Raw genomic sequence first — 26494 nt, 5'->3', positions numbered from 1 at the left:
GTATTTATGCAACGGCTTATTTCTGTTTCTGCTTGTGTGTTGTTGTTCGGCGGTTGTGCCTCTCTTGAGGTACCTCAGGCTGACGATCCATACTTCGCACCGTTGGCGCCAGAGCCGGCTTCACGGCCGCTGGTGCAAAACGGCTCGCTGTTTGCACAGTATTACTCTAACTCGTTGTACTCAGATAATAAGGCCCGCCATGAAGGTGACATTATTACTGTGGTACTAAAAGAGCGGACACAGGCCAGTAAAAAAGCTAAAACCGAGATGCAAAAAGACAGTTCAACCTCATTTGAACCGATGATCGGGCTAGGCGGGCGCAATGTGTCGGTTGCCGGTAATGTGCTGCAATTTGGCGCTGACTCAACATCTGATTACAAGGGCGATTCCAAAGCAGACCAAAGCAACAGCCTGGCCGGTAATATTTCGGTTAACGTGTTGCAGGTACTGAATAACGGTAACCTGGTGATTCGCGGTGAAAAGTGGCTGACACTGAATACCGGCAAAGAATATATCCGTTTAACCGGCGTGATCCGATCTCAGGATGTTGATGTGAATAACACTGTTGAGTCGACCAAAATTGCTAATGCCCGTATTGAGTACAGTGGCACAGGCGCGCATCACAATGGCCAGTCTCCTGGCTGGTTAAGCCGGTTCTTTAACGGTCCGTTATGGCCTTTCTAGGAGCACAGCTATGAGCCGTATTTTACACACCAGCCTGATAATAGCGCTGTTATTGCTAAGCATGACAGCCAGTGCTGCCCGTATTAAAGATGTTGCTGATGTGGAAGGCGTGCGCTCTAACCAATTGGTAGGCTATGGTTTGGTGGTAGGTCTGCCCGGCACAGGTGAGCAAAGCCCGTTTACTGAACAGAGCTTTCGTACCATGTTAAGTAATTTTGGCATTACGTTACCAGCCAATATGAAGGCACAAATTAAGAATGTTGCCGCGGTAGCAGTGCATGCAGAATTACCTGCTTTTGCCAAGCCGGGCCAGTCACTTAATATCACAGTGTCTTCGGTTGGCAGTGCCAAAAGCTTACGCGGTGGTACTCTGATGCAGACGTTTTTGGTAGGGCTGGACGGCAACGTCTATGCCGTAGCGCAGGGCAGTTTAATTGTTAGTGGCCTTGGCGCTGAAGGCCTTGATGGCTCACGTATTTTAGTTAATACACCCACAGTGGGCAGTATTCCCAACGGGGCCGTTGTTGAGCGCGAAGTTATTACCCCGTTTGCTCAGGGCGATTTTATTACCTTTAATCTTAAACGCTCTGATTTTACGACATCAAAGCGCTTAGCAGAGGCTATTAATAATTTTATGGGGCAGGATACCGCGCACTCGCTGGATGCAACGTCAGTACAGGTGCGTGCGCCACGCGATATCAGCCAGCGCGTGTCTTATTTATCAACGCTGGAAAACCTCAGCTTTGAGCCAGGTGACTATGCAGCAAAAATTATTATTAATTCCCGCACCGGTACCATTGTTATCGGTAAAGACGTTCGTTTATTTCCGGCAGCCGTGACACATGGCGGTTTAACCGTAACCATTGCTGAGAACCCCCGGGTAGTGCAGCCTAATCCGTTTGGCGAAGGCCAGACAGCGATTGAGGAAAATACCATTATTGACGTGCGCCCGGAGCAGTCCCGCATGTTTAAATTTGACCCCGGTGTAACACTGGATGATTTGGTTCGCACGGTTAATGCGGTGGGTGCTGCCCCTGGTGATTTAATGGCGATTCTTGAAGCATTAAAAGAAGCCGGTGCCATTCATGGCGAACTAGTGGTGATCTGACATGAGCCTGACGCCGAACAATGTGTCTTATCATGATCTTACCAGCCTGCAGCAAATACGCAGTAATTCCGGTAAGGATGAAAAGGCTGCGCTGCGTCAGGCGGCTGAACAGTTTGAGTCAATTTTCTTTAGTATGTTATTAAGCAGCATGCGTAAAGCCAATGAGGCTTTTGAAGTGGATGGCATGATGAATAGCCAGACCACCAAGTTTTACCGCGACATGCATGACAGCCAGATGGCAACAGATCTGGCGCAAAAAGGCGCACTGGGGCTGGCTGATTTGCTGGTAGAGCAACTTAGCCCGGCACTGAGTAAAAAAGCAACACCAGATATTGCGCAGGTTAATGAAACAAAAACTTTGCAGATGCCGCGACATATTCTGCCAACCGTTAAAGTAGCCAAGCAGGCAGTAATGCCAACGGATACTGCCATCGCAACTGCGGCACCAACTGGCTTAGCTGCTGCCAATAATATTGCCACCGCACAGCCAGAGGTGGTGAAACCAGCCTGGCAGGTGGCAAGCCCCGAGCAGTTTGTCCGGGCTTTGTTACCGGCAGCACGCGAGACAGCTAAGGCGCTGGGGTTAGATCCACTGGCTTTAATAGCACAAGCTGCACTGGAAACCGGTTGGGGCCAGCGCGTGATAAAAACCGCGAAAGGTGAAAGCAGTTTTAATTTATTTGGTATCAAAGCCAACAATGGCTGGCAGGGTGAAACCGCAGTAGTAGACACACTGGAATACCGGGCCGGTATTGCCAAAAAAGAGCAGGCAAAATTCCGCTCTTACACGTCACCAGAACATAGCCTGCAGGATTATGCCGACTTTATTAAGAAAAATCCGCGTTACCAGGATGCTGTGCAGGCAACCGGTGACACTAAAGCCTATTTTGAACAATTGCAGGCGGCAGGCTATGCCACAGACCCAGCCTATGCACAAAAAATTATGGCAGTATATCAAAGCTCTGCCTTTGATAAGGTGCGCCAGGAGCAAGGCGCTACTCAAGATTTCGGCGATAGCGCCGATGAATAACAAACTAAGCGCTGCCAGTAGCGTTGGTGGAGAGAGCAATGTCAGATAACTTACTTAAGATTGGTACTTCGGCTGTGCTGGCCAGCAGTAGCTTGCTTAGTACAACCAGTAATAACATTGCTAATATTAATACTGAAGGCTATGTGCGCCAGCGTACTGAGTTTCAGTCGCAGATGCTTGGCCTGGGAGTGGGGCGCGGTACTACTGAACGCCTAATCAGTGAATTTACCCTCAAGCAACTGCGGCGTGATACTTCTAACTACAGCTTTGCCCAGCAATATGTTGCCGAAGCCAACCGGGTAGATGCGCTGTTCTCGAACCCTGCCAACAGTATCGCTACCGGTATTAATGATTTATTTAAACAGTTTCAGGTTGCAAACAACGAGCCTGCTACACTGGCAAACCGTCAGTTGGTCATCGGCAGCTCCCAGGCTCTGCTGGATAAATTTAATACCTTATCCAGTCTGGTGCTGGATCAGGATAATTTTGTTAATCAGCAACTGGATATCTATACCCGTGAAACTAATTCTTATATTAAACAAATCGCCAGTCTGAATCAGGAAATAGCCTCCTACGGTACCGGTAACAGCCGGCCTATACCGCTGGATTTACTGGATAAACGTGATCTTGCGATCCAGAAATTATCTGAAATGGTTGAGATCCGCACGCTGGATGCAGACAACGGCGAAAAAATGGTATTTCTGGCCACAGGCCAATCGTTAGTGGTTGAGCGCGGCGAGTTTAATCTGGTAGCACTGCGTGGCAGCCCGGATCCATCCGTACGTGATTTAAAGCTGCAGTTATCCAGACGCACCGATGTTGAGCGCGATATTGATATTGATAATCTGGGCGGCAAAATTGGCGGCTTGCTAAAATTCCGTGAAGAAATTCTGATCCCGACCCAAAACCGGCTTGGGCAGTTAGCGTTATCAATGACAGACGCTATGAACACGCAAAACCGTTTGGGGATGAATTTAAACGGTGAAATTGGTGGTAATTTATTTAACCTTCCAACCAGTAGGGGTTTTGCATTTCCCGGCAACACCGGCGCCGGTGCGGTCAGTGTTGCTATTGAAGCAGGGCAAGGCAAAAATTTGCCACCTAACGATTTTCTGCTGACAGTTGAAGCTGGCGCTGTGCGGATCCAGGCTTTGGATGCAAAGGGCGAGATCATTGTTGGTTCTGACAAAGTAGTACCCGTTGGGGGCTTTCCTGCCACCATAAGCTCTGCCGATGCCGGCGGTGATTTGTATGGTCTGGAAATTACCCTGACAGGTGCCCCGGCTGTTGGTGACAGGTTTGAACTAAAACCCCTTAGTACCGCATCAAGAACCCTGACCCTGGCAACCACCCGGCCGGAAGATATTGCCTTGGCATCGCCAGTGCGCACCGGTTTTACCGTAAATAATTTGGGTAATGCCCAGATTGATGCGGTGAAGGTAAGCGATACTACCCCTGCTACTCTGCCGAACTATGGCTTTGATACACCATCAGGGTTGATCAATGGTCCCTGGACGATGACCTACGTTGGTGGGAATACCTTTGAAATTGTAGATAACCTCGGTAACCCGGTGGCAACTGCGGCTTTTGGCTCAAACCAGTATCAGGATATTTTTGCTCAGGCGGGAGTTGATGTTGGCTTTGATTTCTCCGTTACAGGCATCCCCAGTGTGGGCGATACTTTTAGCATCAGCTTTAATGACGGTGGTTTTAATGACAACCGTAACGGCCTGGCTTTGTCGGAATTACAAACTGCGCAAACGACCCGATTAAACCCATTGTCGGCGCCGGATAGCGCGAACGCAGTAAACTTTAATCAGTCTTATGCCGATATGGTTAGTCTGATTGGTGAGCGTACCAGCCAGGGGCGTAATAATGAAGCCGCAGGTAAAGCTTTATTAGAACAAACCACGGCCTGGTATGAATCATTATCCGGCGTCAGCCTGGATGAAGAAGCGTCTAACCTGATCCGGTTCCAGCAAACCTATGCGGCAGCGGCCCAAATTATTTCCACATCGCAAACCGTGTTTGACACCTTGTTAGCGGCAGTGAGGTAGTGATGAGATTATCTTTTAATATGAAATTTAATGCTGGTTTAGACGGCATTTTAAATACCCAGCAAAAAATGAACCGGGCGCAGGATCAATTAACCAAGCAAACCCGTATCTTGACACCTGCGGATGACCCTGCTGCGTCAGCAAAAGTGTTGGGGCTAGACCAGAATCTGCAGCAGGTTGCCCAATTTCAGAATAATAGCGTACTGCTAAAAAACAACCTGGCGCTGGAGGAAACAGTACTTACCAGTATGCGCTTGTCCATAGACAAAGCGAGGGTACTGGCTATTGCATCAGGTAACGGCGCTTATACTGACGATGACAAAAAAGCGGTGGCGCAGGAGCTTAGAAATATTCAGGTGGAATTACTTGACCTGATGAACAGCCGTAATGCCGAAGGTAGCTATATTTTTTCCGGCTATCAGGATAAAAAACAAAGTTACAGCCTGAATAATGCTACCGGTATTTATGAGTTTCAGGGCGATGATGGTAAAAAAGCACTGCAAATTTCCCCTACTATTGCATTGGCAGGCAATGATAGCGGTAAGTTTGTGTTTGAAAATGTTGATGCCCGCTTTAAAACTACACCAGCAGTGATCAATGCTGGCGGCGCTACCAATGCTACTGTTTCTGTGACAGATCAAAGCCAGTTTGATGCTTATTACAAACAAAATTATGACAGCCTGACGCCGGCAAACAATGATTTCAGTGTAGTGCTAACAGCACCATCAACCTATGAGATCCAAAAAAATGGCGCTGCGTTAGTTCCACCGGTAACCGGCACCTTTACGCCTGATGCCCCCATTCAGTTTAATGGCTTAACTATTACGGTAAGTGGTGCTGCCGCTGTACCGGGGCAGGTTGATTTTTCTTTGCAGGCCCCAGAAAAGAAAAATATTTTGACGACTATTGGTGAGTTTATTACTGCGCTGGAAGACCCCGGGCTGTCGGGTTTTGAATTCAATGAAGCTATCAGCGACACCATCACTCAGATAACGTCAGCTGCGACCAATATTGACAGCTTTTTGTCTTCTATTGGTGGGCGGGTAAATGTACTTGATAGTGTGTTTGGCACTAACGAAGATTTAACGATTAATAATAAGGCCTACCGTGCAGACTTGTCTGAGGTTGATTATGCAGCTGCGCTGACAGAGATCACCAAACAGGAAATTGCACTTCAGGCTATTTCCAGCACTTTTGTCAAAGTGTCTGGTGTTAGTCTGTTTGACTATGTTCGTTAAGATCCTTGCCGGGCAGTATATGCCTGGCTACTGCAATTTTTTTTAGTATTAGCAAAAAAATCCTCAAGTTTTTGCCAGTTGCTCCGATAAATAAGTATCAGATGAAAACACGGCCACTTAATAAGGCTTTGTTTCAGATACGATTAAATTAGCAGGAGCAATACCATGTCTTTATACGTCAATACCAATATTTCATCACTGAATGCACAACGTCAGTTATTTAACTCTGGTAATGCTCTGGATACCGCATTTAAGCGTTTGTCATCAGGCTTTCGTATTAACAGTGCCGCTGATGATGCCGCTGGCTTACAAATTTCTAACCGCTTAACCAGCCAGATTAATGGTCTGGACCAGGCCGCGCGTAATGCTAATGATGGTATTTCACTGGCACAGGTGGCAGAGGGTGCGATGGAAGAGATCACCAACTCTTTGCAACGTATCCGCACTTTGGCTATTCAGTCACAAAACGGTATCAACAGTTCAACCGACCGTGCTGCGCTGCAAAAAGAAGTTACAGCGTTAAAGGCTGAAATGAGCCGGGTAGCAAGCACAACACAATTTGGTACGCAAAACCTGCTTGCTGGCGGTTTCTCGGCAAGTTTTCTGGTAGGGGCCAATGCCGGTCAGAATATTGATATCAGGTTATCACGCACTGGTGGTTACGGTACAGCTGCTCTGGGCTTAAGTGCACTGAGTGTATCTTCTGTTGGTGGTGCTTCTGCAGCCCTGGCACTGATTGATACCGCTATCGGTGTTATTGACGGTACCCGTGCCGATTTGGGTGCGATTCAAAACCGGTTTCAGGCCACTATCCGTAACTTAACCAATATCTCAGAAAACGTATCCGGTGCGCGTAGCCGTATTCGCGATACCGATTTTGCCAAAGAAACTGCTGAATTAACCCGCACGCAAATTTTGCAGCAAACCAGCACCACTGTACTGGCGCAGGCGAACCAGCGGCCGCAGGCAGCCTTGAGTCTGTTACAAGGTTAATTTTCCTACCGCTAGAAAGCCACCTAATGGTGGCTTTTTTGTTGTTTGAATTAAAATTACTAGCAAAGATAATATTTTTATAAATTATCTAAAGTTTTATCATTTAATTCCGATATATAAATAACACTGAAATATAGCGACATCGCCAATAAAGGCGGCAGCTGCTAGTGTTTAATTAGGTAGCAGGAGAGTTAATATGGCTTTATATGTCAACACCAATACTTCGTCCCTGAATGCGCAGCGGCAGTTGTTCAACTCAGGTAATTCGCTGGATACTGCTTTTAAGCGTTTATCATCCGGTTTCCGTATTAACAGTGCCGCTGATGATGCTGCAGGTTTGCAGATTTCAAACCGCTTAACCAGCCAGATTAATGGTCTGGACCAGGCAGCACGTAATGCGAACGATGGTATTTCACTGGCGCAGGTAGCAGAAGGTGCGATGGAAGAGATCACCAACTCTTTACAGCGTATCCGCACTTTAGCTATCCAGTCACAAAACGGTATCAACAGTTCAACTGACCGTGCCGCACTGCAAAAAGAAGTTACAGCGTTAAAGGCCGAAATGAGCCGTGTTGCCTCAACGACTCAGTTCGGCGTAACGAATCTGTTGGCAGGTGGTTTCTCGGCATCATTCCTGGTAGGCGCCAATGCCGGGCAGAATATTGATATACGTTTATCGCGGGCAGGTGGTTATGGTACCAATGCACTGGGTTTAAGCGCATTGAGCGTATCTTCTGTTGCAGGCGCTTCTGCAGCCCTGGCATTGATTGATACGGCTATCGGTGTTATCGACGGTACCCGTGCCGATTTGGGTGCGATTCAAAACCGGTTTCAGGCAACGATCCGTAACTTAACCAATATCTCAGAAAACGTATCAGGTGCACGTAGCCGTATTCGTGATACTGACTTTGCTAAGGAAACCGCTGAATTAACCCGCACGCAAATTCTGCAGCAAACCAGTACCACTGTACTGGCACAGGCGAATCAGCGGCCGCAGGCTGCACTGAGTTTATTACAATAAATCCCGCGTTAAGTAATAAGCCGCCTTTTGGCGGCTTATCTTTTTGAAAAGAAAGAAAATAGTCAAGAATTTTACTGGCGTGCCGATATATAACTAACAGTAAGTAAGTGCCGTGATTACGGTATTAAATGTGGAAGGAATTGCTGCATGCCTTTAGTTGTCAATACTAATCAGTCGTCATTAACCTCGCAGCGGTTATTGGGAAATGCGACTGTAGGTCTGAGCACCAGCTTTGAGCGCCTGTCATCGGGGTTTCGCATTAACCGTGCCGCAGATGACGCTGCAGGTTTGGTTATTTCTAATGTGTTAACCAGCCAGGTCAACGGCCTGGATCAGGCGGTACGTAATGCCAATGATGCTGTTTCGCTGGTACAGGTGACAGAAGGTGCCATGGAAGAAATAGCGACCAGTTTGCAACGTATGCGTGTTTTGACCATTCAGTCAGAAAACGGCATCAATACTGCTGCAGATATCGCTGCCATTCAGCAGGAATATGATCAGTTGGCAGCTTCCATCCAGAACATTGCAGATAACACCGAATTTGGTGGTATTAAATTGCTTGATGGTAGTACACCTGTAGTGGTGTTTCAGATTGGCGCCAACGCGGGGCAGAAGATTGAAATTGATTTATCTACCGGTTATGGCAGTGGTGCGGCAGGGTTGAATGTTGCAGCAGTGCAGCTGGGAATAGATGACGCTGCGGACTCTTTGTTAGCGCTGGACCAGGCTATTTTAGCTATTGATGTCGGGCGCACAGAACTGGGTGCCTGGCAAAATGCGCTGGGCTCCACCATTCGTAACCTGACTAATGTGAGTGAGAATGTGTCATCGTCGCGGGGCCGTATACGGGATACCGACTATGCCAGAGAAACAACAGAACTGACCCGGACACAGATTATTCAGCAAAGCAGCACCACAGTGTTGGCACAGGCCAACCAGAGGCCGCAAGCTGCATTAAGTGTATTAACTGCGTAAAATAAAAACCACCACTGAGGTGGTTTTTATCATTCTGATATATATAAGCTTTTTTACTAAATAAAAAATATCTGAAAAAAAGTGATTTTTTCCTAAAGTATATGAAGTCGCGGCCGAAATACTGGTTAAGCCAAGTTGCAGCTTGGCTCAGTTAACGGGATAACCGTATTTTAAACATCAGTTGAAAGTAGCAAAGCTACCGCCAACTAAGGAGTGACTCATGGCTTTATATGTAAACACCAATACATCGTCACTGAACGCACAGCGTCAGTTGTTTAATTCAGGCAATAATCTGGATACCGCTTTTAAGCGTTTGTCTTCAGGTTTTCGTATTAACAGCGCAGCTGACGATGCTGCTGGTTTACAAATTTCAAACCGCTTGACCAGCCAGGTAAATGGCCTGGATCAAGCTGCACGTAATGCCAATGATGGTATTTCAGTAGCTCAGGTGGCTGAAGGCGCAATGGAAGAGATCACTAACTCTTTACAGCGTATCCGTACTCTGGCAATTCAATCACAAAACGGTATCAACAGTTCCACTGACCGCGCAGCACTGCAAAAAGAAGTAACTGCGTTAAAAGCGGAAATGAGCCGTGTTGCTTCAGTAACTCAGTTTGGTACGCAGAACTTGCTGAACGGCTCTTACTCTGCATCTTTCCTGGTAGGTGCAAATGCCGGTCAGAACATTAGCATCAGATTATCACGCACCGGTGGTTACGGTACAGCTGCTCTGGGCTTAAGCGCACTAAGCGTATCATCAGTAGGTGGTGCTTCTGCTGCTCTGGCTTTGATCGATACAGCCATTGGTGTAATTGACGGTACCCGTGCCGATCTGGGGGCGATCCAAAACCGCTTCCAGTCAACTATCCGTAACTTAACTAATATTTCAGAGAACGTATCAGGTGCTCGTAGCCGGATCCGTGATACTGATTTCGCCAAAGAAACGGCAGAGTTGACACGTCAACAGATCCTGCAGCAAACCAGTACTACTGTATTGGCGCAGGCAAATCAGCGGCCACAGGCAGCTTTATCTTTATTGGGTTAAACTAATACACGTAGCGGTGAGAATTTAATATAAAGTTCTCACCCTGCGTGCCGATAAGGAGGCTGAAGATGAGCAGCATTAGTGTAAGTAATGTGTCAGTAGCAGGCTATACACCCGCTGCTGATAAATCAGCGCGGCCTGCACAGGCTGAGCCTGAGATGGTGAAACCGGCAGAGGCAGTTAAGCCCGTTGCTGAGGTCAGTAAAACTGAATTACAACAGGCAGTTGATGTGGTAAATCAGGCTGTAGCACTGGAGCAGCGGTCATTAAGTTTTTCAATAGATGATGTATCAGGTCGATCAGTTATTAAAGTGATAGACTATGAAACAGACGAACTGATAAAGCAGATCCCCTCGGAGGAGCTGTTAAAGGTTGCGCAGGATATTAAGCGGTTGCAGGAAGAAATGGGGCAGTCCATTGGCTTGTTAATCGACAACAAAGTGTAGAGGTTATTATGTCGGGTATTAATTTTTTAGGTTCAGCGTCTGGTTTACCTTTAGAGGAGTTGGTTACTACCTTGGTGAAGGTTGAGCGTGACAGTAAGCTTAACCGGATTAATACCACTAAAAAGACATTGGATGCCTCGCTGTCTGGTGTTGGGCAGCTTAAATCTGCGCTGTCAGCATTTCAGGATGCGATAAAAAAGTTGGGCGGAAATAATTTAAACGCCCGCGTTGCCACGGTAACGCAACCCACCGAGAATAAAACCTATATTGAAGCGTCGGCATCCGGCTCTGCTGTGGCCGCCAGTTTTGATATAAAGGTAAATCAGCTGGCATCCGGCAGCCGCCTGGAAAGCGCTGATTTAGCCTATGGCTCTGCTAGTGACGTTATTTCTACAACTGATGGTACTTTAACATTAACTGCAGGCAGTAAAAGCTTTGACGTTGAAGTTACTGCAGGTATGACACTTAATCAGTTACGCCAGAAAATTAATGCGCAGACGGATAACTTTGGCATTAATGCCAATATTATTAATGCTGGTGGTTCTGTTGGTACAAAGCTGGTATTAACATCGAATGAAACCGGTGCTGGTAATGACGTCGTGATCACCAATAACAATGCCGAACTGGATGCTTTGTCAACTGTACCTACCGGTGCTGTAGCAGGCATGACGGCAAGCCAGGTGGCACAGGATGCCATTATCGAAATTGACGGCATTATTGCTACCAATAGCAGCAATACCTTTACCAATGCTATTCAGGATGTCAGTCTGACGGTAAAAGCAGTTACGCCAGAGGGTAATAATGCCACCGTGGATATTGCCACCGACCAAGAGTCTGCTAAAGAAAATATTCAGAACTTTATTAATAATTATAATGTATTGGTGGATCAAATAGCTGATCTGACCAAAATGCGTACCTTAGGTGCTGATGGTAAAACGGTGACTGCAGAAGGTGGCGCTCTGGCGGCTGATTCGCTGCCGCGTTCTATTATGAATCAGTTAAAAGGTATGCTCGGTGGTGTGGTCGGGGAGTCAGGCTCTCAGTTGGCAACACTTTACTCTATGGGCATTACTTTTAACGACGATGGTAAATTAGAAATCTCTTCTACTTCAAGTTTTGGTGCTGATTCCGGCCGGGTCCGGTTTGATAAAGCGTTGGCTGAGAATTATGACGGTATTGCTGCTATTTTTGGCGGTGATGAGGGCCTGAGCGCTAAATTGGACCAATTTGTGTCGCAATTTACCGAAGCCGGCGGCATTATTGCCAACAAAGAGAGTTCATTGAAAACACAATTAGATAAAAATACTAAAGATTTGGACGCTGCTAACCGATATATAGAAAGCTTTGAGCAAACCTTGCGTAAACGCTATACCGCACTGGATGCATTATTGGGTTCGATGCAGAACATGGCATCAACAGTAACGGCGCAATTGACAAATTTACCAGGGTTTGTAACCAATAAATCGAATTAGTGGAGCATCTTATGAGTTACGGAATTAAAGCCTATAAAGCAGTTGGTATTAAAGATGATTTGGCGGTTGCCGACCCACACCGTGTTATCCAGTTGTTGATGCAAGGTGCCTTGGAAAATATGGCAAAAGCCAAAGGTTGTATTGATCGTAAAGACTTTGCCGGTAAATCTGAGGCAATTTCTAAAGCAATCAATATTATTTCTGCATTGCAGGGTTGTCTGGATATGAGCGCCGGCGAAATTTCTGACAACCTGTTTTCCCTGTACGACTTTATGCTTAATCACCTTATTCAGGCCAGCCGCGATAAAAGTATCAGTAAGCTGGATGACGTAATGGAAATTTTACTGACTATTAAAGGTGCCTGGGATCAAATTCCGGTAAATGATCGTGAGAAAGGTTACCAGTTACAGGCGCAAAAAAATCAGCAGTTAGCTGTTGGTGCCTGATGACTGAAACTGAAACTATTAAGCAGCAATGCACAGCACTTCGCACCGATATTGATACCTTAATACAGCAGCCTGCTTACGACGTAGAGCAGGTTGCTGCTTTGGTAAAGCAATTAAATCAGCACTTGTGCCAAAGTATTCCCCCGCAAGACAATATTGAATCTTTTGCCCTGTTTTTGCAGCAAAACCTTGACTGGCTACAGGCAACAATGGCAAAACTGTCAGCAGACAAAGAGGCTGTAGCTGGCAATATGTTAGAAATAAAAAAGGGGCAACGCGCCCGGCATAGCTACGGTCAACATAACTAACTATTAAAATCAGGCACTTGCATGCTGAAGTATATTAATTATCAGCTGGATCAGGACGATGCCGCACAGGCGGCGTCTGAGCAGAAAGTCGCAGTAACTATTAAGCAGCGTTTTAATCAAAACCTTCGGGCATTATCTCAATATATCCCTTCAGTTGTACCGATAATTCAGCAACATAGTATGCAGCAGTATTCGGTATTTTGTACCCGTGCAGCAGAGCTGAATATTGTTGATTTTGCTACCGGCCGGGTTTGGTACAGCGACACCCCCAGTGCGGAAGTCTCAGTTGAAGTTGACAGCTTTTGCCATAATGCGCCTTATATTGAACTTGATAGTGCCGCCGGGCCAATACAGGCTGATCAGCCTTGGCCGGTTGAAAGTTTGCCGTCGCAGGTTGACGTGGTGGTTATGCTGGGGCTGGGGCTGGGGTATCAGATAAACGCGCTGTTGCAAAAAACAAAGATTAAGTACCTTATTGTGTACGAACCCAATGTGGATACGCTGATTTGCTCAGTGCAGGCTAATGACTGGCGGCAACTGTTTGCAGCAGCAGATGCTGCAGGCACACAGATTTTTCTGCAATTGGATAATGACGGTAGCTCGGTTGCGGAAGACTTGGCAGAGCTACACAGCGTTGCCAGTTTTAGCCGGATTTATCTTTATCGGCATTACTGCCATCCAGTGATGGATAAAGTTGCTGAATATTTATTTGCCCACAGCGGTCAGCCGGAACAGTTGCTGGGTAGTACTGCACAGTTTGTTGCTTACGAAGACTTTAACGATTATGTTGCCGAGCGCAGCGTTAACGTGCTCGGCAACCACAAACCGCTTGCTGCTGCACCGGCAGATGAGCTGTATCAGCGCAATATGGCAGCGCTGCAAAAGTTTTACCCCAAAGTTTATAGTGAAATTGACAAGCACCAAAGCCAGCATTGGCAGCTGACGACGGATGGCAATGGTAAGGCCAATCTATATCATCCGCAGCGCAAGGCTTTGTTTTATTATGACATTGATACGGAGTCTGCCCGTTTGGTTGAGCATTTTACCCATCAGCCGTATAAAGATGACGTATTGCTAGGCCAGACGTCTGTTGATAAATTCAGCCACTACATCCATTACTCGCATATTGCGCAAACCCAGCCGCTGATTAGCAAACAATTACAGCAAAAAATTCAGTTGCCGCAAGAAGTCGATTCGTTAATTATTTTCGGTGTGGGTTTGGGTAAGCATATTCAACTACTGACTGAACAATATCAGATCAGCAATCTGTATATTTGTGAGCCCAATTTAGATTTTTTTGCTTCCAGCCTTAAAGTAACCGATTGGGCCGCTATATTTGAACGCGCCGAGCAAAATGGGCTGCGGATATATCTGAATCTGGGCGGTGATGGCTCAACCTATTTTTATGATTTAATGGCGCAGTTTTACCAGGTTGGCGCTTATTCTATTGCCAACACTTATATGTTTTGCTCTTACTTCAACCAGAAAATGCATAAGGCGATTGCGGATTTACGCGCAGAGTTAAAAGTTGTGCTGGCACTGGGTGAATATTACGATCATTGCCGTTATGGTATTGCCCATACCTATAACAGCGTGGCTAAGCAGCATAAGTTTTTACAGCACGACAACAGTAGTTATCGTAATTTGCCTGCATTGAATTTACCGGTTTTTGTGGTTGGTAATGGCCCGTCGCTAGACAACAGCTTTGGCTATTTACAAGAGCACCGCGACAAAGTAGTGCTAATTAGTTGTGGTACGGCATTATATTCATTGTATAAAAAGGGAATTAAGCCGGATTTTCATGCTGAGGTTGAACAGAATCGCTCTACGTTTTGCTGGATAGGGCAGGTGAAAGATGCAGAATATTTAAAGGATATTCGGCTGATTAGTGTAAACGGTATACATCCTGATACGGCAGATCTGTTTAAAGACACTTTGTTGTGCTTTAAAGACGGTGAATCATCAACGAATTTCTTCGATGTACGACTGAAAAAGCAGGGTGTGCAGGTTGCTTCGTTGAGTTATGCCTACCCAACGGTCACTAATTTAGTACTAAACTATGCCTTGAAGCTGGGCTTTAAAGTATTTTATCTGTTTGGTGTTGATCTCGGTTACGCCGATGTAAGGCATCACCACTCACAAGCTTCGGCTTATTATCGTAACGATGGCACAGAAGTGTATGACTACCAGCAAACACATGGTGGCGGTATGCCGGCAAAGGGCAATTTTTTACCTTATGTGTTTACCAAGCCTGAATTTGAGATGTCACGAAAACTACTGGAGCAGGCTATCAGTAAAGCCGGACGTAAAGTAGAGATCTACAATTGCAGCAATGGTGTGAAAATTGAAGGCGCAGTGCCGCTGCAACCAGGCAATATTTTGTTCAGTGACTTACCAAAGCGTAAAAACCTGGTGTTGCAACAGCTGATAGATACGGCTTACTACGCCGATTTATCACCCTATGCTTCATCGATATATGCTCAAATCGACTTTGCTGCATTTCGCCGCACTGTCGACGCCTGGTTGGCCCTGTTTGATAATGACATTACCGACGGTGAACAGGCCAAAGCCTTTATTGCCAAGCAGTGGCGCTTGTTGCAAACCGCTGCGCGCGACCCATCAGATCCAACATTTTATTTGTTCTACGGTAGCACAAATTACTTTGGTGGCCTGATGACGAAAGTGGCGTCCTGCATAAGTGAAGATACGCCGGAGATCTTGCCGGTGTTTAAGCAAGTAATGCAGGTATGGCGGGATTATATCACTGTTGGTGGTGAGCAGTTTGAGCAGCAGCCACTCAAGTTTGATGATGTGGATGTACAACATTTGTTTAAGTAAGCCGAAGATGTTATTTTTTACTGTTTACATAGCTAAACAGTAAAAACTGCCTGTTGACGATGCACTATGGGTAAAACTGTTCCGGTTTATCGTTTAATTAACCCCAGCAATGAGGATATTATGAGTTATCAGTTAGGAGCCAGGCTGGAAGGTGTTCGTCAGAATATCAATTTGATCAAGCTGCATTTGGATGCGAGCGCTAAAACAGCGATCGATATTGGTTGTAATGAAGGTGTGGTAACTTGTTCTCTTGATTCATTTGGGCTTAAGGCTTTTGGCTTTGAATCTGAAAAGAAATATGCTGAAACAGCTGATACATTTCAAATCCACAATTTTAGCCAGGCTGAAATTTGTAATATTGCACTTTCTTTGGATGATATAGAGCAGTTGCCAGAAGTTGATGTTGTTTTGTTTTTGTCTGTAAATCAACAATTGGCAAAAATATATTCCCGAGAGTATTCTGAAAAATTCCTTTTAGAAGTTTTCAAAAAGTGTACGAAACAAATGTTTTTTCAGCCATGTATGATTTATGAAAAATATGGTGAAGTCCAAGGATTTATAGAGAATGATATAAATTCAGCTAAAGAATATTTCGATAACTTGCTTTATGAAGCCGGAGAAATATTCACCAGTCAGGTAGTGGGACTATCAGTTAATGGGATCCCTCCAAGTGAGCCATACAGACCATTGATTTTATACTCCCGAACCATAGGTCGCGGTCAGACAATTAAAATACCCAGTATTAACGATACAGTTAGTTTGTTGCGGGATACTTCTGTCAAGCTATGTAATGTTGAGCTGGATAAATGCATTAGTTCCCGTGATATGCAGGCCTTTTCAAAGGATGGCTGCTGGCATCGTTTTGTTGAAATGTCTACTTACTTGCTATCAATGGTTCAGGAAAAGCGGAATGATTTTATCTATGAGAATACTCCACTATTTCATTATTATGAAAAAGTACGCCCAAGTGTGTTTTCAGAGTTGTGGACGTTAACCGGTAAAACTGAAGATATCGGTGTGCTTGGCTCCATGCCCCTTAACAAATATGTTAGTTGGATGCCATGGTTTGAACCAGCAGATACTGTAGAGAATATTACTAGTGGTATTAGTGAACAACCTGATATACCAGAATGGGATTCTCATGCATTTGGGCCTGTTGCAAAAGATGCTGGATTACAGGAAGTGGATCGTTTGTATAAGCTGTTAATAAAAATATCTAACGAAGGATATAATCCTGAAGTTAACTATGACGGTTTTATACGGGGCTATATTATGCGCCGAGGTAGTGAATCGAGGTTCTCTGTAACTGCCGGGCAACACAGATTGGCAATATTGGCGGCATTAAATTACAAAACTTGCTTGGTTAAATTTCAACCAGGAATGGGGCGTGTGATTGATGTTGCAGAAGTTGAAACTTGGCCAATGGTGAAAAATGGTATCTATAGCAAGCAGCAAGCATTGAATATATTTAACGGTATTTTTGATGTGAATGGGCTTTCATTTTCAGTCTAAGTAATTGTTAAATAAATGTTTTGTAGTGGTTTTGGTGTACAGAGACCTTAGTATTTAAGGTCTCTGTATTAAATTGATAACTGCTGGTACCACCTGCAAGAAGAATTCCTTTCATAGCGCATCCTGTTGCAGCGTAATGTGAAGATTAGCCTGGTGTCTGAGATTCATAATACATGATGCCATTGTGCGTATTTTGATAAGTTAACCCGGCATACTCTGCGACGCACACTGATGCAGTATTACCCGGCAGAATTTCAGCAACTATCGTTCCTGTCAGTTGGCTTACCAGCAATTTAACCATAGCTTTAGCTAAGCCTTTACCGCGATATTCCGCAGCTACTGTCCAGGATATGCGATGATAGTCTGCTGTTGAATCTACTCTGACAGTACCAGCAGGCTGGTCTGCGTATTCTGCAATATACAGCCGGCGCTGCGGATTACTCAGGCTTTGTTGTAACCAACGGATATGCTGCTGTTCAGTAATCTGGTCTGAATTGAGGCTAAATCGCTGTGTATCTGCGTCATTGCGCCAGCGCAACAAAAGCTCAGCGTCGGCCATAGTGGCCAAGCGAAGCATGACAGATACACTCATATATCAGATTAGCTCCCAACTCAGCGGGGTACCCATCGTCACGTCTTGTTTCACCTGACGACCGAGAAACTGTGGTAAGTATTTGGGCGCCAAACCCAGCCCTGGTCGCACAGAGCGCAGGTTATCTGCAGTAAAGATGTCGCCTGCTTGCATATCTTTGGCTATATAGAGCGATCGCCGGTGTACCCGTGAGGCAATTTCTTTGTCGGTACAGCCATAATGCACTTTACCTAAGGCATCTTTAGCTTTACGGCATTCTGATACCAGCAAGCTGAACTCGTCCGGCTCCATAGAAAAGGCGGCATCAATACCGCCTTCACTGCGGTCCAGCACAAAGTGTTTTTCTATCACGGTTGCACCCAGGGCGACGGCAGCGACGCTGACACCAATACCGGCGGTGTGATCTGATAAGCCAACCTGACAGCCAAACAATGCCGCCAAATGCGGAATAGTGTTTAAGTTGGCGTCTATGGGGCGGGCCGGGTAATTGCTGGTACATTTTAACAAGATAATGTCTTTGCAACCGTTGCGTTGCAGCACGTCAACAGCTTCAGCTAATTCAGCTTGTGTGGCCATGCCGGTTGACATGATCACCGGTTTACCGGTGCGGGCAACGGCCGCGATTAAACCATGATCGATATTTTCAAACGAGGCAATTTTATAGCAGGGTACGTCCAACTGTTCCAGATAGTCTACTGCGGTTAAATCAAACGGCGAGCTAAACGCCAGCATGCCCAGCTCTTTTGCCCGGTCAAACAACGGCTTGTGCCACTCCCACGGTGTCATCGCTTGCTGATAAAGGCTGTACAGTGAGCTGCCGTGCCAAAGGCTGTCGGGGTTATCAATAAAAAATTCGTTCTGGTGCAGGTTTAGCGTAATGGTATCCGGGGTATAGGTTTGCAGCTTTATTGCATCGGCACCACATTTTGCGGCTGCCTCAACCATCAGTAATGCCTTGTCCAGGCTTTGATCATGGTTGCCGGATAATTCGGCAATAATAAACGGCGCCTGGTCCGGCCCTACCGCGTGTTTGCCAAGCATAATTACAGCCATTGCTTATCCTCGTTACGGATGTCCGTTATTCAGTGTCATCATTATAGTTTCAACTACCAGGGGTGTGCCTGCGGCAGCCGGTATCAGACCGGCTGCCGTTTGGCCCATACTATCAAGCAGTGCTGGTTGCGACAGGTAATAGCACAGTTGCTCTGCAAAGAACTCTGCTGACATATCTGCAGCCTGTCCCAACCACACACAGGCGCCAAGCTGGTCAAGATAAGCCGTTGTCGCCTGCTGATTTTCGGCAACGGTAACAACCAAACCCGGCAGAGCACTAATACACCTTTCCCAATGACTGGCACCACCACCACCAAGCATGAGTCGCGCCTGGTGCATTAACTTCGCCATATAGTTACATTGCACATGTAACCTCATATCGGGCAGGCTTGCAGTAAGCTGTTTAATATCTGCATGCCACGGATTATTCGCTCCAATAACTATATCGGCAGAAACACCGTTGAGCTTTAATCCATCTATTGCCTTAATAGCCAGAGTGGTTAAATTTTGCTCGTCACTGCCGCCAAACCCGATCAGGATCCGGCCCGGTTCATGCTGCGCTTGTGGTTGATAAAACTCTTCACGCAGTAAGGCATAGCGTGGCCCCAACAATGGCTTGCAATGCGCTGGCAGCCATTTGCTGTAACGCTGCTCTGCGTTGGGTAGCAGGTTTTGATCCAGCAACAGGTCGCAGTCATACGCACGATTGGCCAGATCATCTATTTGCATAATGTAGCGGCAACGGGCCCGTAGCATCCGGCAGTAGTCAGTTGCCAGCGCATAGTGATCTAGCACCAACAGTACATAATTCTGTGTTAACTGTGCCAGTGTTGCTGTTGCATCTGCAGTTTGACTGCTAAGAGCGTCCGGTAACGGCAGTACGTTAAAGCCCTGACTGCGGATAACATCAGCCAAATGACCGGATGTCAGCCGGCAGGCAAAATCACAGCTGGCGCCTGTTTTTTTCAAAGCATGCGCCAGTGTCAGGCAGCGCATAACATGGCCTGAACCCAGCGTTACGGAGGCATCCGTGCGAAACAACACTTTCACTGCGCAGGCGCCTGTAGCAATTGGTACAACAGCTCGGCCCGTTGCCAGTCCTCAACAGTATCAATATCCTGCACTAAATGCGCCGGTAACAGCAGCATTCTGGAGCCGGTGCCGAATACGGCTTTGCCGGTATCCAGCCAGGTATCAGCTGTTGCCCAATACAGTTGGCCGGCATCATGGAAAGTTTCAGCCAGATCTTGCGAGCGGCGCATAATGCTGGCCGGGTCAAATGGCACTACGCCGCCCTCAGCAGTTTGCAGCAGGGCGCGCTGAATAGGGAAAGAGAAACGGGCCGCGCTAAAGACATAATCCGCTTTGCTGCTTAACAGCAGCTGGTATGCCGCGGCAATACGCTCACTGTTTAACAACGGAGTAGTGGCATAAATGCAGGCACAGCTGCTTAGCGGCCAACCCAGTTGTTGCAACTCCGTAATGGCGTTACGTATGACGTCTGTGGTGCCGGTAAAATCATTCGCCAGCTCTGGCTTGCGCATAAAAGGGGTTTCTGCGCCGTAGTGCCGTGCTATAGCGGCTATTTCGGCATCATCGGTGGAAACCACTACTTTATCCACTACGCCGCTGTTTAGTGCTGCCTGGATCGGATAAGCCAGCATAGGCTGGCCGCAAAAAGTTTTAATATTTTTGCGTGGTATGCGCTTACTGCCACCTCGCGCCGGAATAATGGCCACCCTCACTGCAGCAACTCCGCCAGTTTATCGGCAATATATTGTTGCTGCTCGCCGGTTAATTCCGGAAACATCGGCAGGCTGATAATGCGCTCATAAAAATCTTCTGCTACAGGAAAATCACCCCAATCAAAGCCCAGTTGCTGGTAATAGGGTTGGGTATGGATGGGAATATAATGCACATTAACGCCAATACCGGCATCGCGCAGGCCGTCAAATACTGCTTTGCGTTTGGTTTTGTCATCCAGGCGGATAATATATAAATGCCAGGCACTGATATTAATATCATCCAATGCCGGTAAAGCAACGGGCAGCTCTGACAGCAAGCGGTTATAGTTGGCTGCCAGTAACTGACGCTTTTGAATAATAGGCAATAAACGCAGGCTTTGGCTTAAACCCAGCGCGGCCTGTATGTCGGTCATGCGATAATTAAAACCAAGCAGCAATTGCTGATAATACCAGGCGCCATGTGCGGGCTCGGTCATCATGTTTTCGTCGCGGCTAATGCCGTGGCTGCGCAGCAGGCGCATTTTATCGGCCAGTTCAGTGTTATTGGTCAGTGCCATACCACCTTCGGCGGTGGTGATGATTTTTACCGGATGAAAGCTAAACACGGTGATATCGCTATAGCGGCAATTGCCCACTGGTTCATCCTGATAACTTGCGCCAACAGCATGTGAAGCATCTTCAATTACGCTAAAGCCAAATTCATTGGCCAGATAATGTATTTGCTGCATATCGCAGCTGGCACCGGCTAAATGTACCGGTATTACCACTTGTGGTAGGGTATCGTTGCTACGTGCCTGCTCCAGCTTTTGCCGCAGTTTATCTACCGCCATATTGCCGCTGTCGGCTTCTACATCAACAAAATCGATATCGGCGCCGCAGTAACGTGCGCCATTGGCTGAAGCGACAAAACTGATCGGAGAAGTCCAGACCCGGCTGCCGGGTCCAACGCCAAGTGCTAAACAGGCAATATGTAAGGCCGAGGTGGCGCTATTTACCGCAACAGCATGCTGCGCTGTTGTCAGTTCACAAAAACGCTGCTCAAAAGCCGGCACGGCAGGCCCCTGGGTTAAAAAGTCGCTTTGCAGTACCTGAGTTACTGCATCAATATCCGCCTGAGTAATGTGCTGACGGCCATAGGGGATCACAGCATAGCTTCCTGATTAAACTGACGCATCTGGTCAACACTAAGAAAATCCGGGTTGGTGTCAGACACGTATTGAAACCCCGGCGTTACCAGCTTACCCTGCTCTTGCAGAGCATTGCTGGAAAAGTCATTGCTGCGGTTAAAAAACTTAATTGCCGGGGCAATAACAAAGTGGTCAGCAAACTCGTAAGTGTGATAAGACATATCACCCGGACACATCATCTCATGCAGTTTTTCACCGGGGCGAATACCCACCTCTAGCACTGGTAAATGCGGTGCCATGGCTTTGGCTAAATCTACAATGCGGATAGACGGAATTTTAGGCACAAAAATTTCACCACCGAGCATGCGTTCAAAGTTCTTTAACACAAAATCGACGCCTTGCTGCAAGCTGATCCAAAACCGTGTCATCTCCAGATGGGTAACCGGAATATGGTCATGCTTTTTATCAATCAGCTGTTGAAAAAACGGTACCACTGAACCACGCGAACCCACTACATTACCGTAGCGCACTACTGAGAAGCGCGGTTTTGCACCGCCGGAGATATTGTTCGCGGCGATAAACAGTTTATCGGAAGCCAGCTTGGTGGCACCGTACAGGTTGACCGGGTTGGCAGCTTTGTCGGTAGATAGTGCAATGACTTTTTCGACACCGTTTTCAATAGCCGCGTTGATGACGTGCTCTGCGCCGTTAATATTGGTTTTAATACATTCCATCGGGTTGTATTCGGCTGCAGGTACCTGTTTTAGTGCCGCCGCGTGGATAACGTAATCTACGCCATGCATCGCCCGCACCAACCTGTGCTCGTCGCGCACATCGCCGATAAAATAGCGCATGCAGTTTTGGTTAAATTTTTGCTGCATCTCGTACTGCTTTAGTTCATCGCGGGAGTAAATAATGATTTTTTTCGGCTTATAGCGTGCAAGCAGAGTTTCCGTGTACTTATGGCCAAATGAGCCGGTACCACCGGTGATTAAAATTGTTTTGCCGTTAAACATAAGCTGCCCTCGGGAACTACTTTTGTGCGAAATGCTGTTTAAAATGACATTAGCATAAACTGTGCCGCCAGAGCTAACATATTCAGTTCAAACACTTTAATACTAATACATCGGCTTAGTTTTTGCGCTGACTTAATTAATAGCGGTTTACCGTCGCTTTGACTAAACTATAACCAGTTTTGAAGACAAAGTGGTGCCAAGATGAAACTTAATACCCCCGGCAGTTTAAATACCTTAAACCAGGCCCAGTTACAGCAGGACAGCCTGTTAAAAAAACTGGCAACGGCAAAACGCATTAACAGTGCCGCTGACGACGCGGCCGGTTTGCAGATAGCTAATCAGCTAAGCAGCAGTATTAATGGCAAAGGCCAGGGCGAGCGTAACCTGTATGACGGTGTGTCATTAGCGCGGGTATATGAACAGGGTTTGCAAGGCATCAACGACAACCTGGGTGAGCTAAGCCGTTTGGCTGTTGCCGCCGGTAATGGTATTTATGGCGCGCAAGAGCGCTCAGCACTGCAGGCAGAGGCGGATCAATACATCGCTAATATTCAGCAGGTTATTGATAATACAGAGTTCGCTGGTAAAAAGTTATTTGATCAGGACGGCGCCTTAAGCTTTGGTACTGGCTCTGGCAGCCTGAATTTAAGCACGGTAGACGTTGCTTCCGGTTTAACCGCACAGAATATTTTTAGTATAGATTTAAGCTCCGCGGACGCAGCGGCAGCATCGCTGGGTAATATTCAGCAATCGCTGGACTATATTGGTGGTTTACAAGCTGACGCGGGCGCATCCATCAACAGCTTTAGCTCTGCGGCCAGTAATTTAAACGGTCAGCAAATTGCCGAGTCAGCCGCGCGTAGCCGGATTGAAGATCTGGATTTTGCCCGCGCCAGCAGTGACAAGGTGGCGGCTGATATTTTGGCTAATACTTCTGTCAGTGTTTCACTGCAGGCCAGAATGCAGCAACAACAGGCTTTAAACCTGCTTAGTTAACACCTTAAAGCCACGCTATTTTTTTGACACTGTGTCAAAAAAATAGCGTATTACCTTGCAAGCTCATCTTTGCGAAGTACAATGCAATCAAAAGCATAATAAAAGCAGTGGCATGGTAAATAATCCTTTTCTGTATATCGTTGACGAACAAAGCAGCCGCAGCAGCCGGCTCAGTACAGTATTAAGTTTTATTAATGAGCCGCACCAGATATTGGATATGGCTGCGCTACAGGCGAGGTTGAATAATCAGGAGCCGGTCGTGGTGCTGCTGGGGGCACTTGAAAGCCAGCGCCATGCTGATCTGCTGTTGCGCTATCCGGCTACGGCGTTCTTACTGCTGGGAGAGCCACTGCAACCCCTGTTGCAGTATGCCAATGCGGTAGGCCTGCTAAGCGAACCTTTCTCTTATGCCTCTTTAACTCAGCTACTGCGAGACAGCCAGCAGTATCACCGCCTTTTACCGCTGCAGCATAAGCCGCATAACATGGCAAAATTTGACGGTATGGTAGGTAATTCTGCCGCCATGCAGCAAGTACGGTTTCTTATTCAGCAAGTGGCAAAAACTGAAGCTAATGTGCTGGTGCTCGGCCCTTCAGGTACCGGCAAAGAAGTGGTGGCGCGTAATATTCATTTATTGTCTAACCGGGCGCGTGGGCCTTTTGTACCAATAAACTGTGGTGCTATACCGGCGGAATTACTGGAAAGTGAATTGTTTGGCCATGAAAAGGGTGCTTTTACCGGTGCCATCTCTACCCGCAAAGGCCGCTTTGAGCTGGCGCAGGGCGGTACACTGTTTTTAGATGAAATAGGTGATATGCCGCTGAATATGCAGGTAAAGCTGCTAAGAGTATTACAAGAACGCACTTATGAACGGGTAGGGGGCACCCAACCCATTAAGGCTGATGTGCGTATTGTTGCCGCTACGCACCGCGATTTGGAGCAAATGATTGCTGAGGGCAGTTTCCGTGAAGACTTATACTACCGTTTGAATGTATTTCCTATTGAAACCCCCGCGCTTAGCCACCGCTGCGACGATATACCGTTGCTAATAAGCGAGCTGTTACAACGCCAGGAGAAGTACAGCCAGGCTAAAGTTAAATTTACCGAATATGCTTTGCAAAGCCTGCAACTGCACAGTTGGCCGGGTAATGTGCGCGAGCTGGCAAACTTGCTGGAGCGGATGGTTATTATGTACCCGGACCAGGTAGTTGATGTGGCCGAGTTACCACCGAAATACCGCCATCTGGAGATTGAAAGCTATGTACCGCAATACCCAGAAAGTTTGCAGGAGCGTGATTTACTGAACGAAATGTTTCAGTCTGCAGATGATGATGAAGACGAAGCTGACGATGCAGGCTTTTTTGCAGTTGCAGATGGCTTGCAGGACTTACCCGATCAGGGGCTGGACTTAAAAGAATATCTGGCCGAGCTGGAAATCCGCTTTATATCTCAGGCTTTAGAGCGGCACGAGTTTGTCGTGGCCCGGGCAGCAGAAGTGCTGGGCCTGCGCCGCACTACGCTGGTAGAGAAAATGCGTAAATATAATCTGGGTAAAGACGAGTAATAATACCCAGTAACTTACAGTGTCAGGCTTTTGACACTGTAAGTTACTAAAAATATTTAATTTTATCTGGCATAATGCCTGCATTACCCCTGAGCGATAACGCAACGTTTAAGGGTAATTATGACAACTGCCAACGCATACGACTTTTCTTTGCGCACTGTGCCGGATACTGCAGCACTGGCAGCAGCCAACGGGCGCAATGTGCTGCAGCTATTGCCGCCCACTCACTATGATGCGGTGTTGCAGGCTTTACCTGCTGCAGTGATCCTGTTAGATCAACGCGGTGTGGTGTATCAGGCCAATCCGGCAGCGATGAGTTTGTTGGGGGAGCCTCTTACCGGGCAGCGCTGGCTTGACGTTATCGGCCGTTGTTTTCGCCCGCGCAGTGATGATGGCCTGGAAGTGTCATTGCAAGATGGCCGCCGGGTTAAGCTGCAAATAAGCACCCTGGCGCAAAGTGGTGCATCTTCGCAGGCAGGACAGCTTATTATGCTGACCGATCTGACCGAAACCCGGCAATTACAAAGCCGGCTTAGCCATATGCAGCGTTTATCCACTTTGGGTAAAATGATGGCAACATTAGCCCATCAAATCCGCACACCATTATCTGCAGCCTTACTGTATGCGCAAAACCTGGCCAACCCAAGAGCTACGTTGCAGGTGCAGCAGCAGTTTCAGCAAAAGTTATTATCGCGTTTACAGGATTTAGAGCAGCAGGTCAGCGATATGCTGCTATTTGCCCGCTCTGGCAGTGCCCGGCAAGTTGCCGCGTTTTCGCTCAGTGCTTTAATTGAGCAGCTAAACACCAGTATTGAAGCATTGCTGCAACAGCACAATGCCCACCTATCGCTGCACTGCAGTGATCCCACACTTTGTCTGCTGGGGAACCAGGATGCACTATGTGGTGCCTTACAAAATCTTATTCAAAACAGTATTCAGGCAGCAGGGCCTGATACACAAATATCGCTTGATATCGCCCCGAGCAAACAGCACATCGGTATGTTAGTGCTGCGCCTTACTGATAATGGCCCAGGGGTAGCACCGGCACTGCGTGACTCCTTGTTCGAACCCTTTGTTACGGGCCGGGCGCAGGGCACTGGCCTGGGGCTTGCGGTGGTGCAGGCGGTAGCTCACTCGCATCAGGGCTCAGTGCAGTATGTTCCGACAGAGCACGGTGCCTGCTTTGAAATGCTGTTGCCGATACAGCAACCAGCCAGCGGGGAATAGC

General features: G+C 47.0%; 24 protein-coding genes. 18 read left to right on the top strand and 6 right to left on the bottom strand.

Translation table 11 applies throughout. The features are described from left to right. Positions 1-6 precede the first annotated feature (6 nt). The 15 genes from flgH to BLW68_RS13415 all read left to right on the top strand — a co-directional run bounded on the left by flgH (position 7) and on the right by BLW68_RS13415 (position 17173). The gene (gene flgH / locus BLW68_RS13485) at positions 7-684 is read left to right on the top strand and encodes a flagellar basal body L-ring protein FlgH (protein ID WP_092794244.1); all 678 of its coding nucleotides are present in this window, start codon (positions 7-9) and stop codon (positions 682-684) included. A gap of 61 nt (positions 685-745) precedes the next feature. Continuing rightward, positions 746-1792: a flagellar basal body P-ring protein FlgI gene (locus BLW68_RS13480; protein ID WP_245728342.1), complete on the top strand. Its 1047-nt coding sequence runs from the start codon at positions 746-748 to the stop codon at positions 1790-1792. A gap of 1 nt (position 1793) precedes the next feature. Then, positions 1794-2822, top strand: a complete 1029-nt coding sequence (gene flgJ / locus BLW68_RS13475; protein WP_092794232.1) for a flagellar assembly peptidoglycan hydrolase FlgJ — start codon at positions 1794-1796, stop codon at positions 2820-2822. Between the two features lie 38 nt (positions 2823-2860). Next, positions 2861-4879: a flagellar hook-associated protein FlgK gene (flgK, locus tag BLW68_RS13470; protein WP_092794227.1), complete on the top strand. Its 2019-nt coding sequence runs from the start codon at positions 2861-2863 to the stop codon at positions 4877-4879. Between the two features lie 2 nt (positions 4880-4881). Then, the gene (gene flgL / locus BLW68_RS13465) at positions 4882-6117 is read left to right on the top strand and encodes a flagellar hook-associated protein FlgL (protein WP_092794224.1); all 1236 of its coding nucleotides are present in this window, start codon (positions 4882-4884) and stop codon (positions 6115-6117) included. A 165-nt stretch (positions 6118-6282) separates the two neighbouring features. Further along, positions 6283-7110, top strand: a complete 828-nt coding sequence (locus BLW68_RS13460; RefSeq protein WP_092794221.1) for a flagellin N-terminal helical domain-containing protein — start codon at positions 6283-6285, stop codon at positions 7108-7110. Between the two features lie 196 nt (positions 7111-7306). After that, a complete protein-coding gene (locus BLW68_RS13455) occupies positions 7307-8131 on the top strand; it encodes a flagellin N-terminal helical domain-containing protein (protein WP_092794216.1) in 825 nt (274 codons plus the stop codon). A 147-nt stretch (positions 8132-8278) separates the two neighbouring features. Then, positions 8279-9106, top strand: a complete 828-nt coding sequence (locus BLW68_RS13450) for a flagellin N-terminal helical domain-containing protein (RefSeq protein WP_092794211.1) — start codon at positions 8279-8281, stop codon at positions 9104-9106. Between the two features lie 220 nt (positions 9107-9326). Beyond that, the gene (locus BLW68_RS13445; protein ID WP_092794207.1) at positions 9327-10151 is read left to right on the top strand and encodes a flagellin N-terminal helical domain-containing protein; all 825 of its coding nucleotides are present in this window, start codon (positions 9327-9329) and stop codon (positions 10149-10151) included. A gap of 68 nt (positions 10152-10219) precedes the next feature. After that, the gene (locus BLW68_RS13440) at positions 10220-10597 is read left to right on the top strand and encodes a flagellar protein FlaG (RefSeq protein WP_092794205.1); all 378 of its coding nucleotides are present in this window, start codon (positions 10220-10222) and stop codon (positions 10595-10597) included. Positions 10598-10605: 8 nt separating this feature from the next. Continuing rightward, positions 10606-12069 carry a flagellar filament capping protein FliD gene (gene fliD, locus BLW68_RS13435; RefSeq protein ID WP_092794203.1) on the top strand — a complete coding sequence of 488 codons (1464 nt, stop codon included), beginning with the start codon at positions 10606-10608 and terminating at the stop codon, positions 12067-12069. Positions 12070-12080: 11 nt separating this feature from the next. After that, positions 12081-12515: a flagellar export chaperone FliS gene (gene fliS, locus BLW68_RS13430; RefSeq protein ID WP_092794200.1), complete on the top strand. Its 435-nt coding sequence runs from the start codon at positions 12081-12083 to the stop codon at positions 12513-12515. Continuing rightward, positions 12515-12823 carry a hypothetical protein gene (locus BLW68_RS13425; RefSeq protein ID WP_092794198.1) on the top strand — a complete coding sequence of 103 codons (309 nt, stop codon included), beginning with the start codon at positions 12515-12517 and terminating at the stop codon, positions 12821-12823. Before fliS ends, BLW68_RS13425 begins: the two co-directional genes overlap by 1 nt. Before the next feature lie 21 nt (positions 12824-12844). Then, positions 12845-15661 carry a motility associated factor glycosyltransferase family protein gene (locus BLW68_RS13420; protein WP_092794195.1) on the top strand — a complete coding sequence of 939 codons (2817 nt, stop codon included), beginning with the start codon at positions 12845-12847 and terminating at the stop codon, positions 15659-15661. A gap of 66 nt (positions 15662-15727) precedes the next feature. Continuing rightward, positions 15728-17173: a hypothetical protein gene (locus tag BLW68_RS13415; protein ID WP_177172241.1), complete on the top strand. Its 1446-nt coding sequence runs from the start codon at positions 15728-15730 to the stop codon at positions 17171-17173. 145 nt (positions 17174-17318) lie between these two features. Here BLW68_RS13415 and BLW68_RS13410 read toward each other — a convergent pair whose 3' ends face one another. Genes BLW68_RS13410 through pseB form a run of 6 tightly spaced genes read right to left on the bottom strand, consistent with a single transcriptional unit; the run spans position 17319 to position 22706 of the window. Next, entirely contained in the window at positions 17319-17765 is a 447-nt protein-coding gene (locus BLW68_RS13410) for a GNAT family N-acetyltransferase (protein ID WP_092794190.1), read from the bottom strand. Between the two features lie 3 nt (positions 17766-17768). Next, the gene (pseI, locus tag BLW68_RS13405) at positions 17769-18818 is read right to left on the bottom strand and encodes a pseudaminic acid synthase (protein ID WP_092794187.1); all 1050 of its coding nucleotides are present in this window, start codon (positions 18816-18818) and stop codon (positions 17769-17771) included. Between the two features lie 12 nt (positions 18819-18830). Then, complete coding sequence (gene pseG / locus BLW68_RS13400) at positions 18831-19868, bottom strand: UDP-2,4-diacetamido-2,4,6-trideoxy-beta-L-altropyranose hydrolase (RefSeq protein ID WP_092794185.1); 1038 nt, start codon at positions 19866-19868, stop codon at positions 18831-18833. Further along, positions 19865-20563: a pseudaminic acid cytidylyltransferase gene (gene pseF, locus BLW68_RS13395; protein WP_092794182.1), complete on the bottom strand. Its 699-nt coding sequence runs from the start codon at positions 20561-20563 to the stop codon at positions 19865-19867. Before pseF ends, pseG begins: the two co-directional genes overlap by 4 nt. Further along, positions 20560-21708 carry a UDP-4-amino-4,6-dideoxy-N-acetyl-beta-L-altrosamine transaminase gene (gene pseC / locus BLW68_RS13390; RefSeq protein WP_092794173.1) on the bottom strand — a complete coding sequence of 383 codons (1149 nt, stop codon included), beginning with the start codon at positions 21706-21708 and terminating at the stop codon, positions 20560-20562. Before pseC ends, pseF begins: the two co-directional genes overlap by 4 nt. Continuing rightward, entirely contained in the window at positions 21705-22706 is a 1002-nt protein-coding gene (pseB, locus tag BLW68_RS13385; protein WP_092794169.1) for a UDP-N-acetylglucosamine 4,6-dehydratase (inverting), read from the bottom strand. Before pseB ends, pseC begins: the two co-directional genes overlap by 4 nt. 201 nt (positions 22707-22907) lie before the next feature. On the opposite strand from pseB, the gene BLW68_RS13380 reads away from it, so the two are divergent. The 3 genes from BLW68_RS13380 (at position 22908) to BLW68_RS13370 (ending at position 26493) form a co-directional block, all read left to right on the top strand. After that, positions 22908-23702 (top strand): flagellin, encoded by a 795-nt coding sequence (locus tag BLW68_RS13380; RefSeq protein ID WP_092794166.1) that lies wholly within the window; start codon positions 22908-22910, stop codon positions 23700-23702. Between the two features lie 112 nt (positions 23703-23814). After that, positions 23815-25266, top strand: coding sequence for a sigma-54 dependent transcriptional regulator (locus BLW68_RS13375; protein WP_092794164.1), 1452 nt, complete (start codon positions 23815-23817; stop codon positions 25264-25266). Positions 25267-25386: 120 nt separating this feature from the next. After that, entirely contained in the window at positions 25387-26493 is a 1107-nt protein-coding gene (locus BLW68_RS13370) for a sensor histidine kinase (protein WP_092794161.1), read from the top strand. Position 26494 lies beyond the last annotated feature (1 nt).

The organism is Rheinheimera pacifica (assembly GCF_900108485.1).
Classification (GTDB): domain Bacteria; phylum Pseudomonadota; class Gammaproteobacteria; order Enterobacterales; family Alteromonadaceae; genus Alishewanella; species Alishewanella pacifica.
This window is presented reverse-complemented; position numbering and strand designations above follow the sequence as displayed.

Coding starts and splice junctions, on each gene's coding strand:
- flgH (WP_092794244.1), top strand. CDS start 7: ATGCAACGGCTTATTTCTGTTTCTGCTTGTGTGTTGTTGTTCGGCGGT.
- BLW68_RS13480 (WP_245728342.1), top strand. CDS start 746: ATGACAGCCAGTGCTGCCCGTATTAAAGATGTTGCTGATGTGGAAGGC.
- flgJ (WP_092794232.1), top strand. CDS start 1,794: ATGAGCCTGACGCCGAACAATGTGTCTTATCATGATCTTACCAGCCTG.
- flgK (WP_092794227.1), top strand. CDS start 2,861: ATGTCAGATAACTTACTTAAGATTGGTACTTCGGCTGTGCTGGCCAGC.
- flgL (WP_092794224.1), top strand. CDS start 4,882: ATGAGATTATCTTTTAATATGAAATTTAATGCTGGTTTAGACGGCATT.
- BLW68_RS13460 (WP_092794221.1), top strand. CDS start 6,283: ATGTCTTTATACGTCAATACCAATATTTCATCACTGAATGCACAACGT.
- BLW68_RS13455 (WP_092794216.1), top strand. CDS start 7,307: ATGGCTTTATATGTCAACACCAATACTTCGTCCCTGAATGCGCAGCGG.
- BLW68_RS13450 (WP_092794211.1), top strand. CDS start 8,279: ATGCCTTTAGTTGTCAATACTAATCAGTCGTCATTAACCTCGCAGCGG.
- BLW68_RS13445 (WP_092794207.1), top strand. CDS start 9,327: ATGGCTTTATATGTAAACACCAATACATCGTCACTGAACGCACAGCGT.
- BLW68_RS13440 (WP_092794205.1), top strand. CDS start 10,220: ATGAGCAGCATTAGTGTAAGTAATGTGTCAGTAGCAGGCTATACACCC.
- fliD (WP_092794203.1), top strand. CDS start 10,606: ATGTCGGGTATTAATTTTTTAGGTTCAGCGTCTGGTTTACCTTTAGAG.
- fliS (WP_092794200.1), top strand. CDS start 12,081: ATGAGTTACGGAATTAAAGCCTATAAAGCAGTTGGTATTAAAGATGAT.
- BLW68_RS13425 (WP_092794198.1), top strand. CDS start 12,515: ATGACTGAAACTGAAACTATTAAGCAGCAATGCACAGCACTTCGCACC.
- BLW68_RS13420 (WP_092794195.1), top strand. CDS start 12,845: ATGCTGAAGTATATTAATTATCAGCTGGATCAGGACGATGCCGCACAG.
- BLW68_RS13415 (WP_177172241.1), top strand. CDS start 15,728: ATGGGTAAAACTGTTCCGGTTTATCGTTTAATTAACCCCAGCAATGAG.
- BLW68_RS13410 (WP_092794190.1), bottom strand. CDS start 17,765: ATGAGTGTATCTGTCATGCTTCGCTTGGCCACTATGGCCGACGCTGAG.
- pseI (WP_092794187.1), bottom strand. CDS start 18,818: ATGGCTGTAATTATGCTTGGCAAACACGCGGTAGGGCCGGACCAGGCG.
- pseB (WP_092794169.1), bottom strand. CDS start 22,706: ATGTTTAACGGCAAAACAATTTTAATCACCGGTGGTACCGGCTCATTT.
- BLW68_RS13380 (WP_092794166.1), top strand. CDS start 22,908: ATGAAACTTAATACCCCCGGCAGTTTAAATACCTTAAACCAGGCCCAG.
- BLW68_RS13375 (WP_092794164.1), top strand. CDS start 23,815: ATGGTAAATAATCCTTTTCTGTATATCGTTGACGAACAAAGCAGCCGC.
- BLW68_RS13370 (WP_092794161.1), top strand. CDS start 25,387: ATGACAACTGCCAACGCATACGACTTTTCTTTGCGCACTGTGCCGGAT.